At 71.4% G+C, this 12,907-nt stretch carries 15 protein-coding genes; 9 read left to right on the top strand and 6 right to left on the bottom strand.

The window, feature by feature from the left end; all coding sequences use genetic code 11:
• The first annotated feature begins 147 nt into the window (after positions 1-147).
• The 5 genes from IW248_RS25130 to IW248_RS25110 all read left to right on the top strand — a co-directional run bounded on the left by IW248_RS25130 (position 148) and on the right by IW248_RS25110 (position 3,502).
• Positions 148-408, top strand: a complete 261-nt coding sequence (locus IW248_RS25130) for a hypothetical protein (RefSeq protein WP_196928930.1) — start codon at positions 148-150, stop codon at positions 406-408.
• A 59-nt stretch (positions 409-467) separates the two neighbouring features.
• Positions 468-1,856, top strand: coding sequence for an MFS transporter (locus IW248_RS25125; protein ID WP_196928929.1), 1,389 nt, complete (start codon positions 468-470; stop codon positions 1,854-1,856).
• A 51-nt stretch (positions 1,857-1,907) separates the two neighbouring features.
• Complete coding sequence (locus IW248_RS25120; protein ID WP_196928928.1) at positions 1,908-2,561, top strand: GAP family protein; 654 nt, start codon at positions 1,908-1,910, stop codon at positions 2,559-2,561.
• 102 nt (positions 2,562-2,663) lie between these two features.
• Positions 2,664-2,858: a hypothetical protein gene (locus tag IW248_RS25115; protein ID WP_124816139.1), complete on the top strand. Its 195-nt coding sequence runs from the start codon at positions 2,664-2,666 to the stop codon at positions 2,856-2,858.
• Between the two features lie 95 nt (positions 2,859-2,953).
• Positions 2,954-3,502 carry a YbaK/EbsC family protein gene (locus IW248_RS25110; protein WP_196930356.1) on the top strand — a complete coding sequence of 183 codons (549 nt, stop codon included), beginning with the start codon at positions 2,954-2,956 and terminating at the stop codon, positions 3,500-3,502.
• A 74-nt stretch (positions 3,503-3,576) separates the two neighbouring features.
• On the opposite strand, the gene IW248_RS25105 is transcribed toward IW248_RS25110, so the two are convergent.
• From IW248_RS25105 to IW248_RS25090, 4 genes are read right to left on the bottom strand one after another with little or no spacing between them, the layout of a single operon-like run.
• Entirely contained in the window at positions 3,577-4,218 is a 642-nt protein-coding gene (locus IW248_RS25105; protein WP_196928927.1) for a DsbA family oxidoreductase, read from the bottom strand.
• Between the two features lie 20 nt (positions 4,219-4,238).
• Positions 4,239-4,667: a SufE family protein gene (locus IW248_RS25100; RefSeq protein WP_196928926.1), complete on the bottom strand. Its 429-nt coding sequence runs from the start codon at positions 4,665-4,667 to the stop codon at positions 4,239-4,241.
• 35 nt (positions 4,668-4,702) lie between these two features.
• Positions 4,703-5,128 carry a CBS domain-containing protein gene (locus tag IW248_RS25095; protein WP_124816146.1) on the bottom strand — a complete coding sequence of 142 codons (426 nt, stop codon included), beginning with the start codon at positions 5,126-5,128 and terminating at the stop codon, positions 4,703-4,705.
• Between the two features lie 57 nt (positions 5,129-5,185).
• The gene (locus tag IW248_RS25090) at positions 5,186-6,955 is read right to left on the bottom strand and encodes a proline--tRNA ligase (protein WP_196928925.1); all 1,770 of its coding nucleotides are present in this window, start codon (positions 6,953-6,955) and stop codon (positions 5,186-5,188) included.
• A gap of 369 nt (positions 6,956-7,324) precedes the next feature.
• Between IW248_RS25090 and IW248_RS25085 the strand changes: the two genes are divergently transcribed.
• The 4 genes from IW248_RS25085 to IW248_RS25070 all read left to right on the top strand — a co-directional run bounded on the left by IW248_RS25085 (position 7,325) and on the right by IW248_RS25070 (position 11,039).
• Positions 7,325-8,092, top strand: a complete 768-nt coding sequence (locus IW248_RS25085; RefSeq protein WP_196928924.1) for an SGNH/GDSL hydrolase family protein — start codon at positions 7,325-7,327, stop codon at positions 8,090-8,092.
• Positions 8,093-8,148: 56 nt separating this feature from the next.
• Complete coding sequence (locus tag IW248_RS25080; RefSeq protein ID WP_307788214.1) at positions 8,149-8,541, top strand: imidazolonepropionase-like domain-containing protein; 393 nt, start codon at positions 8,149-8,151, stop codon at positions 8,539-8,541.
• 128 nt (positions 8,542-8,669) lie between these two features.
• A complete protein-coding gene (locus IW248_RS25075; RefSeq protein WP_196928922.1) occupies positions 8,670-10,040 on the top strand; it encodes a hypothetical protein in 1,371 nt (456 codons plus the stop codon).
• Positions 10,041-10,136: 96 nt separating this feature from the next.
• Complete coding sequence (locus IW248_RS25070) at positions 10,137-11,039, top strand: sulfurtransferase (protein ID WP_124816158.1); 903 nt, start codon at positions 10,137-10,139, stop codon at positions 11,037-11,039.
• A gap of 58 nt (positions 11,040-11,097) precedes the next feature.
• Here the strand turns inward: IW248_RS25070 and IW248_RS25065 are convergent, their stop codons facing one another.
• Positions 11,098-12,291, bottom strand: a complete 1,194-nt coding sequence (locus IW248_RS25065) for a hypothetical protein (protein ID WP_196928921.1) — start codon at positions 12,289-12,291, stop codon at positions 11,098-11,100.
• Positions 12,288-12,836 carry a SigE family RNA polymerase sigma factor gene (locus tag IW248_RS25060; RefSeq protein ID WP_124816161.1) on the bottom strand — a complete coding sequence of 183 codons (549 nt, stop codon included), beginning with the start codon at positions 12,834-12,836 and terminating at the stop codon, positions 12,288-12,290. Before IW248_RS25060 ends, IW248_RS25065 begins: the two co-directional genes overlap by 4 nt.
• Positions 12,837-12,907 lie beyond the last annotated feature (71 nt).

The following is a 12,907-nucleotide window of genomic DNA, read 5'->3' as shown; positions in this document are numbered from 1 at the left end:
CTCCCACCGCGCTTACGTCCGGCGGCCTGGCTTCCCGACCTGCCATCCGTTATGCCCCCTGAGCGGCGGAATTTTCCGTCGTCGCTGGCGCATGGACGTGGTGGGTCGTGGAATCCGACGACCTTCACCGGAGATGGGGAGGCCGGCATGAGCACGCTGACGCGACATCTCAACGGTTCGCGCGAGAACGTCCAGATGTACAACAGGCGGTTTCAACTGCCGATGCTGGGTGAGGTGGCGGTGCCGCCACCGGACAAGGTCGTCTACTACGCCGGGCTCGGGGTGCTCGCCGCGCTCCAGGTCATCGAGTGGCCGATCGCTGTGGTGATCACCGCTGGTCACCTGCTGGCAGACCAGCATTTTTCCGGCCTGGTACGCGGTCTGGGGGAGGCGCTGCAGGACGCCTGAACGAGAGCCGGGTCACCCGACGTTGACATGAATCCCGGTTGAGGTCGCATGCTCGGTCGATGCCGAGCACAACCGTCACCGCCGCACCCACCGCACCCGGACTCTTCGCGCCGCGGCTGCGCGCGATGACGGTGGGCAGCGTCGCGTTGATCTCACTCCTCGCGTTCGAGGCGTTGGCGGTCGGTACGGCGATGCCGACAGTAGCCCGCAGCCTGGACGGGCTGGCGCTCTACGGGATCGCGTTCGGTGGCCCGTTCGCCACAGGTGTGCTGGCGATGGTGGTCTCCGGCATCTGGTGCGACGCCCGGGGTCCTCGTGGGCCGATGTGGCACGGCGTCGCCTGGTTCGTGGTCGGTTTGCTGATCGCCGGGACCGCCCCCGTGATGAGTGTGCTGGTCGTCGGGCGGGTCGTGCAGGGTTTCGGCTCCGGTCTGCTCTCGGTGGCGCTCTACGTGATCGTCGGGCACGCGTACCCGCAGGAACTGCACCGGCGGATCTTCGCGGCGTTCGCGGCGGCGTGGGTCGTACCGTCGCTGGTCGGGCCGGCGGTCGCCGGCTTGATCGTGCAGTACCTGGGCTGGCGGTGGGTCTTCCTGGCGGTGCCGGCGGTGGCGGTGCCGGCGGTGCTGCTGATCCATCCCGGCCTGCGGTCGCTGGGCCGAAGTGCGGCAACGAGGCCGCCGGCGGGTGCGGCTGCGCGGATCGGTTGGGCGTGCGGGGCCGCGGTGAGTGCCGCACTGCTGCACATCGGGGGTCAGCAGCGCGGCGCCACCGCCCTGGTGCTTGTCGCGTTCGCAGTGGTCGGTCTGCTGGTCTGCGCCCCGCGCCTGCTGCCGGCCGGGTTTCTCCGGGCGGCGCGAGGCTTGCCCACCGTCGTGGGGCTGCGTGGCCTGGCGTCGGCGGCCTTCGTCGGCGCCGAGGTGGTCATCCCGCTGATGCTCTCCCGGGAACGGGGCCTCTCGCCGACCGCGGCCGGGCTGGTCCTCACGGTCGGCGCGCTGGCGTGGTCGGTGGGCTCCTGGTTGCAGGGCCGGATGCCGGTGCCGGCGTCGCGGGCCAGTCTTCCGCGCGTCGGGCTGAGCTGCATCACGCTGGGCACCGCGACTGTCGCGCTGGCCGTCCGGCCCGAGCTGCCGGTGGTCGTCGCCGTGGTCGGTTGGGCGATCGCCGGTCTGGGGATGGGCCTGCTCTATCCGTCGTTGTCGGTGCTCACCCTGGAGTTGTCCGCACCGGGTGAGCAGGGCCGCAACAGCTCGTCACTGCAACTGAGCGACTCCCTCTTCGCGGCGACAGTGCTCGCGCTGACCGGGGCCGTTTTGGCGTCGGGAAGTGCGCCAGGCCCGGCCAGCTACGCGACGACGCTCGTGGTGACCGCCGCACTGGCGCTGCTCGGGGCGCTGCTGGCCGGACGTGTCGTGGTGGGCGGGGGTGTGCGACCGACCGGGTGATCCCCGGATTCGGCCGCGTCCCACCTGCGTGTGCCGGAAGGATGACGGGCCATGAACTTCCTGACCATTCTGCCGCTCGCCGTGGTCATGGTCGCCGGTACGCAGCTGGTGGTGGCGGTCTTCCTGGCCTCGTCGGATCGGCCCTGGGCGGCGTCGCTGGGCTTCCTCGCGGGCGCGGGGCTGGTCGTGGCCGCCGGGGTGACGGTGGCGTGGTCGTTGACCCGGCTGGTGGGCGGAGTGGCCGCCGACGCCACCGCCGTCGCCGGGAAGGTCGATCGCGGCCCCGCCATCGACCTGGTGGTGCTGGCCCTGCTGGTGATCCTGGCCGTGCTGATCTGGGTACGCCGGAACCGCTCCGGACCGCCGCGCTGGCTGGGGAGCATCGAGCACGCCGGTCCGCCGCAGGCGCTGCGGCTGGGTGCGCTGCTCTTCGTGGCGACGCCCACCGACGACCTGACCATGGCCACCGTCGGGGCGAGTGTGGCCCGGCACGATCTGCCGTGGTGGCACCTGGTGCCGTTCGTGCTGCTCACCGTGCTCCTGCTCGCGCTGCCTCTGCTGGCGTTGCTGCTGCTGGGGAGCAGGGCGGCGCGGGTACTGACCCGGATGCGGGAATGGGCCGAGGGGCACGCCTGGATCGTCAACGAGATCGTGATCGCGTTCTTCGCGCTGCTGACCGTGTTGGACCTGATCCGGTCGGGGTGAACCGTTCTACGCCGTCGCGGGTTGTCGCGCCGACCGACACGTACGGGGGAACCGGCCGGAAATGAGAGCAACAACGGTTCACGTTCGTCTTACCGTGACGCCATGTTCGCTGTCGTCACCACTGTGATCCTCTACGTCTTCGGCTTCGTCTTCCTCTACGGCGTGATCCGGCTGGGTGTCCGGCACGCGTTCGAGGATCTGGAGCTGCAACGGGCCAAGGCCAAGCGCGAGGAGGAGTTGGCGGCTGCCCGCGACCGCTCCTTCATGCGCGACAACGCATTCCTCGCCGGCAGTTGAGCGCCGGATCGATCCGGCCCGGACCGGTGGCGTCACCGGGCGGGCGGGGAGCCGCCGGGCGGTTCAGCGGCGCGGATGCGAGGATCGCACCCGTGATGGGAACGCTGAAGACCGAACCGGCCCGTGCCCGCCTGGATCTGCTCGCCCCGCCGGTCGCGGAGGCCATCGCGCAGTGGCCTGCCGACGCTCCCGTGGACGTCAACGACGTGCTGGTCGCGCCGATCGACGCCGACCTCGCCGACACCGCGGCCTTCTGCGCGGCGTACGAGGTGGGGTTGGAGGTGTCGGCCAACTGTGTAGTGGTGGCGGGCAAGCGCGAAGGTGTGGTCCGCTACGCGGCCTGCATCGTCCTGGCCACGACTCGCGCCGACGTGAACGGGGTGGCCCGCCGGGCGCTGGACGTCCGCAAGGCGAGCTTCGCCCCGATGGCCGACGCTGTCGAGTTGACAGGCATGGAGTACGGCGGCATCACCCCGATCGGGTTGCCGGCCCAGTGGCCGATCCTGGTGGACGCGCGGGTCATCGCCACACCGCACGTGATCGTCGGGTCCGGCGTACGGCACAGCAAGATCGCGCTGCCCGGGCCGGCGTTGGGCGCGTTGCCGGGAGCGCAGGTGGTGGAAGGGCTGGCCAGGCCGGTCTGACCAGGCATCGGCATCGATGTTGTTGCACGTGAAACATCGTGATCATCGATGCCGGACGCCCGGCGGTTGGTGACTCAGTGTGAGTGGGCGGCGGATTCGCGCTGCTCGACCTCGGCGAGTGCGGCGAGCAACGTCTGCACGTCCTGCGCGCCGGAGACCGCGTACTTCCCGGCCAGGACGAAGGTCGGCACGCTGGTGATGCCCAGGTCCCGGGCGGCGGCCAGGCTGGCGGCGACCTCGGCGACACGCTCGTCGGAGTCGAGGAACCGGCGCGCGTCGGCCGCGTCCAGGCCGATCTCGCCGGCCAGGGCGGCCAGCGCCTCCCGTGACCCGACGTCGACCCCGTGGTTGAAGTGCGCCCGGTAGAGCGCCTCCACCATCTCGGCCGCCCTACCCTGGTCGGTCGCCCAGGACACCAACCGGTGCGCCTCGAAGGTGTTGGCGATCACCGCGTGGTCGTAGTCGAGTCGCAGCCCGTCGGCCGCCGCGACCTGGATCACGTGGTCGACCATCTGCCGGGCGCGCTCCGGGCCGCCGAACTTGCCGGCCAGCGCCTCCACCAACGGACGGGGCTCCGGCACCGGCGAAGGATCGAGCTGGAACGGTCGGTAGCGCACCGTCACCTCGCCCTCGTAGCTGGCGAGGGCCTCATCCAGGCGGCGCTTGCCGATGTAGCACCACGGGCAGATGACGTCCGCGTAGATCTCGATCTCCATGATCGGTGCCAACCTCGTGGTCAGCCGAGTTGTTCCCGGATCTGCCGCTTGAGGCGGCCCAGGATCGCCGTGCCGCCGCGGATCCGCAGCGGGCTGATCGCCTGCGCCAGCCCCATCCGCTGGTAGAGGTCGTCCGGCACGGCCAGCACCTGCTCGGCGCTCGCGCCCGCCAGTCCTTCGGCGAGGATCCCGGCGAACGCCCGGGTGGTGGGCGCCTCCGGCGGGCAGTCGAAGAGCGTCTCCACCGTGCCTTCCGGAGTCACCCGGGCGCGCAGGAAGAACACCGTCTGACACTCGGGCACCTGCTCCATGCCCTCGCGCTCCGCAGCGCCCTCCGGCAGCGCCGGGATGACGTCCGCGTACTCCAGGAGCATCTCCAGCACCAGGTCGCGCGGCGCGTCCGCGAACTCGTCGACGATCTCGGCCAGTCGGGCCGGCATGTCAGCCATGCGTCGAGGCTACCGCCGTCGTGCGGGGGCCCCGGTCACACGGTGGGTGACTGCTCGCTGATCTCGCTGAGCGCGCTGGTGGGGTCGAGCTGCATGGCCAGGTCGCCGAGCGAGACGATCCCGACCAACTTGCGGTCACTGTCACAGACCAGCACGCGTCGGATGCCCCGATCCCGCATCAGCGCCGCCGCCTCACCCGCAGTGCAGTGCTGTTCGATCATGACGACCTCGCGGGTGACGATCGAGCCGATGGTGGTGGCCGCAGGGGAGCTGTTCTCCGCCACGGCCCGCACCACGATGTCCCGATCGGTGAGCATGCCGGCGAGGGTGGCGCCGTCGGTGACCACCACATCACCGATGTCGGCCTCCTTCATCACCCTGGCCGCCTCGTCCAGGGTGGTCTCGGCCGGCAGGTAGACCACCTGCTTGGTCATCACGTCACTGACCCGGTAACCGGTCATGAGAGCCTCCGAAGACGTTTCCACCCGATCCGACTGCACTACCCAGTGACGCGGCAGCTACACCAGGCTCGCACGAACCTGGCGCACCTCGTGGACGAGTCGATCCACCAGACCGTCCAGCGGCAGCTCCGCGCGCCCGTCACCGGCCCGCTCGCGCAGCTCGACGTACCCCTCGGCGAGTCGGCGGCCGACCACGACGGCCCGGGGGATGCCGATCAGCTCGGCGTCGGTGAACTTGACCCCGGCCGAGACGTGCGTGCGGTCGTCGACGAGCACCCGCAGACCGGCGGCGGCGAGGCGCCCGCCGAGCTCCAGCGCCGCGTCGAGCTGCGGGCCCTTGCCCGCAACCACCAGGTGTACGTCACACGGCGCGATCGCCGCCGGCCAGACCAGACCCCGGTCGTCGTGGTGCTGCTCCGCGACGGCCGCCACCGCCCGGGAGACCCCGATGCCGTAGCAGCCCATGGTCGGCCGGACCGGCTTGCCGGCCGGCCCGAGCACGTCGACCGCGAAGGCGTCGGTGAATCGACGGCCGAGCTGGAAGATGTGCCCGATCTCGATGCCCCGCCGGATGGTCAGCTCACCCGACTCGCAGTCCGGGCACGGGTCGCCGGCGCGGACGTCGGCCGCCTCGATGGTGCCGTCGGCTGTGAAGTCCCGTCCGCACACCACGTCGGTCGCGTGTCGGCCCGGCTCGTTCGCCCCGGTCAGCCACGCCGACCCGGTCACCACCCGAGGATCGACCAGGTAACGGATGCCCAGCTTGTCGAGCAGTTGCGGTCCGATGTAGCCGCGTACCAGCTCCGGATGGTCGGCCCACTCGTCGAAGACCGTCACCTGCGCGGGGTGCAGCGCGGCACCGACCCGCTTCAGGTCGACCTCCCGGTCACCGGGCAGCCCGATCACCAGTGGCTCGGCCCGGTCGGCGCCCGGCTGACGGACGGACAGCACGACGTTCTTCAGGGTGTCGGCGGCGGTCCAGCCGTTCCGACCGCCCAACCGGCGGGCGTTGGCCAACTCCACAAGGCTCGCGATCGTCGGGGTCTCCGGAGTGTCGTGCACCTCGACGGCCGGCTTCGTGCTCGGGTCACCGGCGCTCGGCGCACGGGTGGCCACCGCCTCGGTGTTCGCCGCGTAGTCGCAGGACGTGCAGCCGACGAAGGTGTCCTCACCGACCGGCGTAGCCGCCAGGAACTCCTCCGACGCGGAGCCGCCCATCGCGCCGGACATCGCGTGCACCACCGCGTAGTCCAGACCCAACCGGTCGAAGATCCGCTGGTACGCGGCACGATGTCGCCCGTACGCGTCCCGCAGCCCCGCCTCGTCCAGATCGAAGGAGTACGCGTCCTTCATCAGGAACTCCCGGCCGCGCAGCAGCCCGGCACGCGGCCGCGCCTCGTCGCGGAACTTCGTCTGCACCTGGAACAGCGTCACCGGGAAGTCCCGGTACGAGGTGAACAGGTCCTTGACCAGCAGCGCCGCCATCTCCTCATGGGTGGGCGCCAACAGGTGCTCGGCCCCGCGCCGGTCAGCGAGGGTGAAGATGTCGTCGCCGTACTCCGTCCACCGACCGCTCGTGCGGTACGGCTCGGCGGGCAGCAGCGCCGGGAAGTGCACCTCCTGGTCGCCGATCGCGATCAGCTCGGCGCGTACGACCTCGGTGATCCGATCCAGCACCAGCTTGCCCAGCGGCAGCCAGGTGTAGCCGCCCGGTGCGGCACGACGGATGTAGCCGGCGCGCAGCAGCAGCCGGTGGCTCGGCACCTCCGCGTCGGCCGGATCCTCGCGCAGGGTCCGCAGCAACAGGGTCGACATGCGTAGCAGCATCCGCGCAGCCTAGAGCGGGCGCGCCCGGCCCGGCGATCCAATTCGTCCCGAGGCGGGGGTCACTGTCGGAAGTTGGCGTCCTGGGCGGCAACCACCGGAGACCAGCGCGACGTCTGCAAGGGCATCAACTTCACCGCACCATGACCCGAAGGAGCGCCCGCAGCGTGTCCATGGATGGTCGCTTCGTGGCGGTGGGTTGGAAGGGGACCGACCCGTCTCGGCACGACGACAGCCACGCGGAGCCGTGTCCAGGCTCCGCCCGGTCGTCGCTCAATGACCTGTGACACGTCGGCGGATCGGGGCACCACGCGCTGCCTCTCCGGTGACAGACTGGTCGCCGCAGGCAACGAAGGCGTGAGGGAGGCGCGGGTGCGCTGGCGCAGTTTTGTCGCGGTCGGGGACAGCTTCACCGAGGGTATGGACGACGCGTACCCGGACGGCACTTTCCGGGGTTGGGCGGACCTGGTGGCGACCCGGCTCGCCGCCGACGCGGGGCCCGACTTCCGGTACGCCAACCTGGCGATCCGGGGCCGGCTCTTCCCCAGCGTGGTCGCCGAGCAGGTGCCCTCCGCCGTGGCGATGAAGCCGGATCTGATCAGCTTCGCTGCCGGTGGCAACGACGTGCTGCGGCGCACCTTCGACCCGGACACGCTTGTCGCCCGCTTCGACGAGGTGGTCCGGCAACTGCGCTCGGGCGGCGCGGATGTGCTCCTCTTCCGGTTCGCGGACGTGATGGCCCGACTGCCCGGCCAGCGCCTCGTCGCTCCCCGGGTGCAGTTGCTCAACCAGGCGGTCGGTGAGACCGCCGAGCGGCACGGCGCGATCATGGTCGACTTGTACGCCGACGACGCGTTCCTCAATCCGATGCTCTGGAGCACCGACCGGTTGCACCTCTCCCCGGCCGGCCACCGGCGGGTCGCCGGGCAGGTGTTGAACGCCCTCGGGGTTGGCTGCGACGAGGAGTGGCTGATGGTTCCGCCGCACCCGGCGCCGTCGCCGTGGCTGGCCGCCCGCGCTTCCGACCTGCGGTGGGCCGGTCGGTACCTCGCCCCCTGGGTGAAGCGGCGGCTGACCGGTCGGTCGTCCGGCGACACGGTGACGGCGAAGCGCCCGCAACTCGGGCCGCTCGTCGGCTGAGGGTGCTCACCCTGCACACCGCGGCGCTGCTACGCCGCGACCGGGATGGCGAGCCGGTGTCTGAGCACGCCGTGCTGGTCAGTGGCGACCGGGTCGAGGCCGTCGGGCCGCTGGCCGAGCTGAGTTCGGCGTACGCCGGTGCGCGGGTTCGCCGCTGGCCGGGCACGCTGGGGCCGGGTCTGCTGCACGACAGTCCGCTGCCGCCCGCGCCGACCCCGCGTGAGCGGGTGCACGCGCTGCTGCGTACCGGGGTGACGGCGGTGCTTGTGGAACACCTGGCCGACCCGGCGCTGCGGGCCGCAGCCGAGCGGAGCGACATGCTGGTGCTGGCCACCGCCGTGGCACCCACGCTGCGTCCGGGCGGGCGGGCCGACCTCGCGGTGCACGGCGTCGACGGCACCTGCCTGGTGACGGTGGTCGCCGGTCGGATCGTCCACCGCCGCGCCTGAACTGGACCGGCTTTCTCCACTGTGGAGCGCGCCGGTCGAATCGGGGTCGCCCGATGTCCGCCGTCCTCGGTAGCATCCGCTGCCCCCGCTGATCGGAAGGCGGGGACATCGGGGAAAGGTGGATGGGGATGAGCCTCATACCTGGCACGACGACATCCGCAGGACCGGTCCGGGCACTGCTGGCCATGGGGCTCTCCGTTGCGGTCGCCGCCGGGACGCTCGCGCTCACGGCCGCGCCTGCCGCGGCGAACGACGCGCTCTCCGTCGGCGACAACCAGCCGCCGGGTGTGCCGACCGAGCTGCAAACCTCCGGCGAGCCGTGCACGACGGCCGAGCCGTACCAGTTGTGGCAGAACGACGACCTGGCGCTCTCCGCCATCCTGCACGACCCGGATGTCGACGTGAACGGTGGCACCGATCGGTTGACCGCCACCTTCGCGCTCTGGCCGGTCGACGAGCCGACGGCTCGTATCGAGCGGTTCGGGTTCAACGGCCGGGAAGGCGATCGGGAGAGCATCCTCTTCGAACGGGAAACGCTCACCCACGACCGGGTGTACGCGTGGCAGGTCCGGGCGACGGACAGCCAGGCGACCGGCGAGTGGAGTGGCCTCTGCTATCTCCGGACCGACTTCCAGGGCCCGGAGGTCGCGCCGGTCGTCACCTCCACGGACTTCCCGGTCGACGGCTGGCACCCGGCGCTGCCGGGGCAGTTCACCTTCGACGCGGCGGCGACACCGGACGCGGTCGGCTTCCGGTATGAGCTGCTCGGCAGCGACGGCGTCCACACGGTCCCGGTGGACCGGCCCGGTGGCTCGGCCACTGTCACGCTCCACCCGGATGAGGGGCCCAACACCCTCGTGGTCTGGAGCCTGGACGCGGCCGGAAACGGGTCGCCCGAGGCGCGGTACGAATTCCGGGCCAGCGACGTCGCGCCGATCGTCACTGGCAGACTCACCGAGGTCGGCGTGCCGACCACGTTCACCGTGCAGGCGCAGATGCCACTGGTGGTCAGCTACCGGTTCCAGTTGGACGGCGACCCCGAGCAGATGGTGGAGGCCGCAGCCGACGGCACCGCCACGCTGACCGTCACCGCCACCCGGGGTGGCAGCCGGACGCTCTCCGTGACCAGCGTGACCGCCGACGGCGTGACCGCCACCACGACGAGCACCTTCGCGCTGTCCACCACCCCGAAGATCAGCGCGACGGTCTATCGGCAGGGCGGCACCAGTGGGGGGCCGGGCGTGCCCGGTGTCTTCACCTTCACCCCACGCCAGCCCGACGTGGTCAGCTACCGCTACAGCTTCAACACGGTGACCAGCACCGTGGCCGCCGCGGCCGACGGCACCGCGTCGGTGACCTGGGTGCCGACGAAGGCCGGGCTCACCATGCTCACCGTCTGGAGCATCGACCGGAACGGCACCCAGTCGGCTTCGGCGTCCTTCATCTTCTTCGTCGGCAACCCGCCGCCGAGCAACCCGGCGCAGGCCGGCGACCAGTAGACCGCCGATCGGCCGGCCGGCCCACCATCCCGTGCGGGTGGTGGGCCGGTCCCGTTACAGCGGTCGTGGAGGGCGATCCGGCGTACCTTGGGGATCATGTCTGTGCCGAACGATCCCGATCCCCGCCTCCAGTCGTACGCGGACCCGCAGCGGCTGGTCACCACCGAGTGGCTGGCCGAGCATCTGGGCGACGAGGGTCTCGTCGTCGTCGAGTCCGACGAGGATGTGCTGCTCTACGAATCCGGTCACATTCCAGGTGCCGTCAAGGTCGACTGGCACCTGGAGCTGAACGATCAGGTGACCCGGGACTACCTGGACGCCGAGAGCTTCGCCGAGCTGTGTGCCGCGAAGGGCATCGGCCGGGGCGACACCGTCGTCTTCTACGGCGACAACTTCAACTGGTGGGCCGCGTACGCCCTCTGGGTCTTCTCGCTCTTTGGCCACGCCGACGTGCGACTGCTCGACGGTGGCCGGCAGAAGTGGATCGCCGAGGGACGCGAGGTGACCCGCGACAAGCCAGCTCGCCCGCGCGCCGACTATCCGGTGCCGCTACGTGACGACGCGCCGCTGCGTGCCTTCCGTGAGCAGGTCATGGCGCACATCGCCTCCGGCCGGCCACTTGTCGACGTCCGGTCGGCGGGTGAGTACACCGGCGAGATGCTGCACATGCCGGACTACCCGCAGGAGGGCGCGCTGCGCGGTGGGCACATCCCGGGCGCGGTCAGCAAGCCGTGGAAGTCCGCCGCCAACGAGGACGGCACGTTCAAGTCCGCCGACGAGCTGAAGGCGATCTACGCCGACCAGCTCGGGCTGAGCCCCGACGACGACGTGATCGCGTACTGCCGGATCGGCGAGCGGTCCAGCCACACCTGGTTCGTGCTGCGGCACCTGCTGGGCTACCCGCAGGTGCGCAACTACGACGGCTCGTGGACCGAGTGGGGCAACCTGGTCCGGGCACCCGTCGTCAAGGGCGACCAGCCCGGCGGCCTGGCCGTCTGACTGACCCGCCGGCCTCGCCGTTTGACCTTCGGGTCAAGCGGCGACGCCGCCGCGGTGGTCAGCCCGCGAGTGCGATCACGCCGCGCAGGTCGCGGACGATGCCGGTGATCTCGCCGGTCTCCGGGTGCCAGCGCGCCAGGGCGGCCGGTTCCAGCCGAAGCAGCACCGCGCCCTTGTTGTCCCAGCCCAGCACCTCGCAGCAGCCCTTGCCGCGCTCCCGTCCCAGGTCGAGCAGGTGGAGCACCGCCCCGGTCCGCGCGTCCAGCACGGCGGCAGCCTCGGCACCGTCGATCTCGTTGTTGGTGATCCAGGCTGCCCGCGCCAGGCGCTCGCCGTGCAGCCAGCCCCGGCCGTAGAACTCGTTGACCTGGTAGGGCGAGGGCAGCGCCGAGGCGTTGACCAGCTGTTCGGAGCGGAGCTCGCCCTCCCGGGCGGTCCTGCTGCGCAGCGTCAGGCTGGTCCGCTCCCCGTACACGTCGATCAACGGGGCCTCGCGGCCGGCGGCCGGGTCGGGTGCGATCAACTCCCAGGTCGACACGTCGATCGTGCTGGCCACCCCGGTGACCCGGTCCACCGCGTACGTCCGGTCGTCGCCCCCGACCAGCACCCGGTCGTGCGCCCACACCACCAACTCCAGGTAGCCGTCGAGCGGTATCCGGCGGACGGCCGCCGTGGTGAGGTCGATCATGATCAGCTCTTTGGTCTGCGCGAACGCGGCCGACCGGCCGTCCGGCGACAGCATCCCCGGCTTCAGCGCGGGCGCCTCGTTGCCGCTCGCGTCCCGGGTCGGGGCCAGCGTCACCACGTCGAGGCTGCGCACCACGCCGTCGTTGCCGAGCACCCGGACCGGGCCGTCGGCGTGATACTCCTCGTCCACCGGCTGGAACAGTGCCAGTGCCTGCTCGACCGGTCGCTCGGAGAGCGGCACGGTCGCCGGGTCAACGAGCTTGGCCAACGGATCGGGCGGGTAGGTCAGCTCGGCGGGCGCTTTCTGCACCGGACCCGCGTGGGAGGGGTCGACGGTCGGGGTGACCGTGGGGCCGACCGGAGGCGCCGGCGCCGGGTCGGTGGGCGGTCGCAGCGCCGCCACCGTGCCGCCACCGACCAGCACCACGGCCAGGGCGACCACTGCGACGGCCCGCCGGGTGCGCCGGGTACGCCGAGCCCGCTCCCACCCGGTGGCGGCCGGCTGGCTGGGCAGCACGTCCTCGACGCTGAGGGTCAGCAGTTGGCGCAATTCCTGCTCGTTCACGGGTTCACCTCCAGACCGCTGGCCAGATCGGCCGAGCCCCGGCTCGGTCGGGCATCGCGGGCGAGGTCCGGGGCGACCTCGCGGAGTCGGCGCAGCGCCGCATGACACTGGCTCTTCACGGTGCCGACGGTCACCCCGAGCGCCTCGGCGGTGGCGACCTCGGTCAGGTCCTCGTAGTAGCGCAACACCAGCACGGCCCGCTGCCGTGGTGGCAGCAGGCCCAGCGCGTCGTGCATCGTCAGCCGTAGGGCGCCGTCACGGTCGTGGGTCACCTGGTCCGGCGGGGCGGCGCTGAGCCATTCCCGCCGTCGGCGACGCCACCAGGACACCGAGTCGCGGTAGAGGATGGCCCGCACGTACGCGGAGGGGTCGCCGTTGCGGACCGAGGACCAGCGCAGCGCCAGCTTCAGCAGCGCGTCCTGGAGGAGGTCTTCGGCCTGATGCTGGTTGCCGCAGATCAGGTAGGCGGCGCGGAGCAGCCGGTGTTGGTGGTTCTCCACGAAGGCGAGGTAGCCGTCGCGTCCGTCGTCCCTCGTCGGCGCCATCCGCCCCCCTCCCGGCCGTCGCGCTGTACGCGTCATCTGGCAGACGCACGGGGGGTGGGAAAAGGTTGGGT

It is taken from the genome of Micromonospora ureilytica (assembly GCF_015751765.1).
In the GTDB taxonomy this organism is placed as follows: Bacteria; Actinomycetota; Actinomycetes; order Mycobacteriales; family Micromonosporaceae; genus Micromonospora; species Micromonospora ureilytica.
Note: the sequence above shows the minus strand (reverse complement) of the source record. Positions and strands in the feature narration are given on the sequence as shown.

What these genes read in the sequence shown, in the direction of transcription:
- IW248_RS25130 (WP_196928930.1), top strand. Translation starts at nt 148, where the DNA reads ATGAGCACGCTGACGCGACATCTCAACGGTTCGCGCGAGAACGTCCAG.
- IW248_RS25125 (WP_196928929.1), top strand. Translation starts at nt 468, where the DNA reads ATGCCGAGCACAACCGTCACCGCCGCACCCACCGCACCCGGACTCTTC.
- IW248_RS25120 (WP_196928928.1), top strand. Translation starts at nt 1,908, where the DNA reads ATGAACTTCCTGACCATTCTGCCGCTCGCCGTGGTCATGGTCGCCGGT.
- IW248_RS25115 (WP_124816139.1), top strand. Translation starts at nt 2,664, where the DNA reads ATGTTCGCTGTCGTCACCACTGTGATCCTCTACGTCTTCGGCTTCGTC.
- IW248_RS25110 (WP_196930356.1), top strand. Translation starts at nt 2,954, where the DNA reads ATGGGAACGCTGAAGACCGAACCGGCCCGTGCCCGCCTGGATCTGCTC.
- IW248_RS25105 (WP_196928927.1), bottom strand. Translation starts at nt 4,218, where the DNA reads ATGGAGATCGAGATCTACGCGGACGTCATCTGCCCGTGGTGCTACATC.
- IW248_RS25100 (WP_196928926.1), bottom strand. Translation starts at nt 4,667, where the DNA reads ATGGCTGACATGCCGGCCCGACTGGCCGAGATCGTCGACGAGTTCGCG.
- IW248_RS25095 (WP_124816146.1), bottom strand. Translation starts at nt 5,128, where the DNA reads ATGACCGGTTACCGGGTCAGTGACGTGATGACCAAGCAGGTGGTCTAC.
- IW248_RS25090 (WP_196928925.1), bottom strand. Translation starts at nt 6,955, where the DNA reads ATGCTGCTACGCATGTCGACCCTGTTGCTGCGGACCCTGCGCGAGGAT.
- IW248_RS25075 (WP_196928922.1), top strand. Translation starts at nt 8,670, where the DNA reads ATGAGCCTCATACCTGGCACGACGACATCCGCAGGACCGGTCCGGGCA.
- IW248_RS25070 (WP_124816158.1), top strand. Translation starts at nt 10,137, where the DNA reads ATGTCTGTGCCGAACGATCCCGATCCCCGCCTCCAGTCGTACGCGGAC.
- IW248_RS25060 (WP_124816161.1), bottom strand. Translation starts at nt 12,836, where the DNA reads ATGGCGCCGACGAGGGACGACGGACGCGACGGCTACCTCGCCTTCGTG.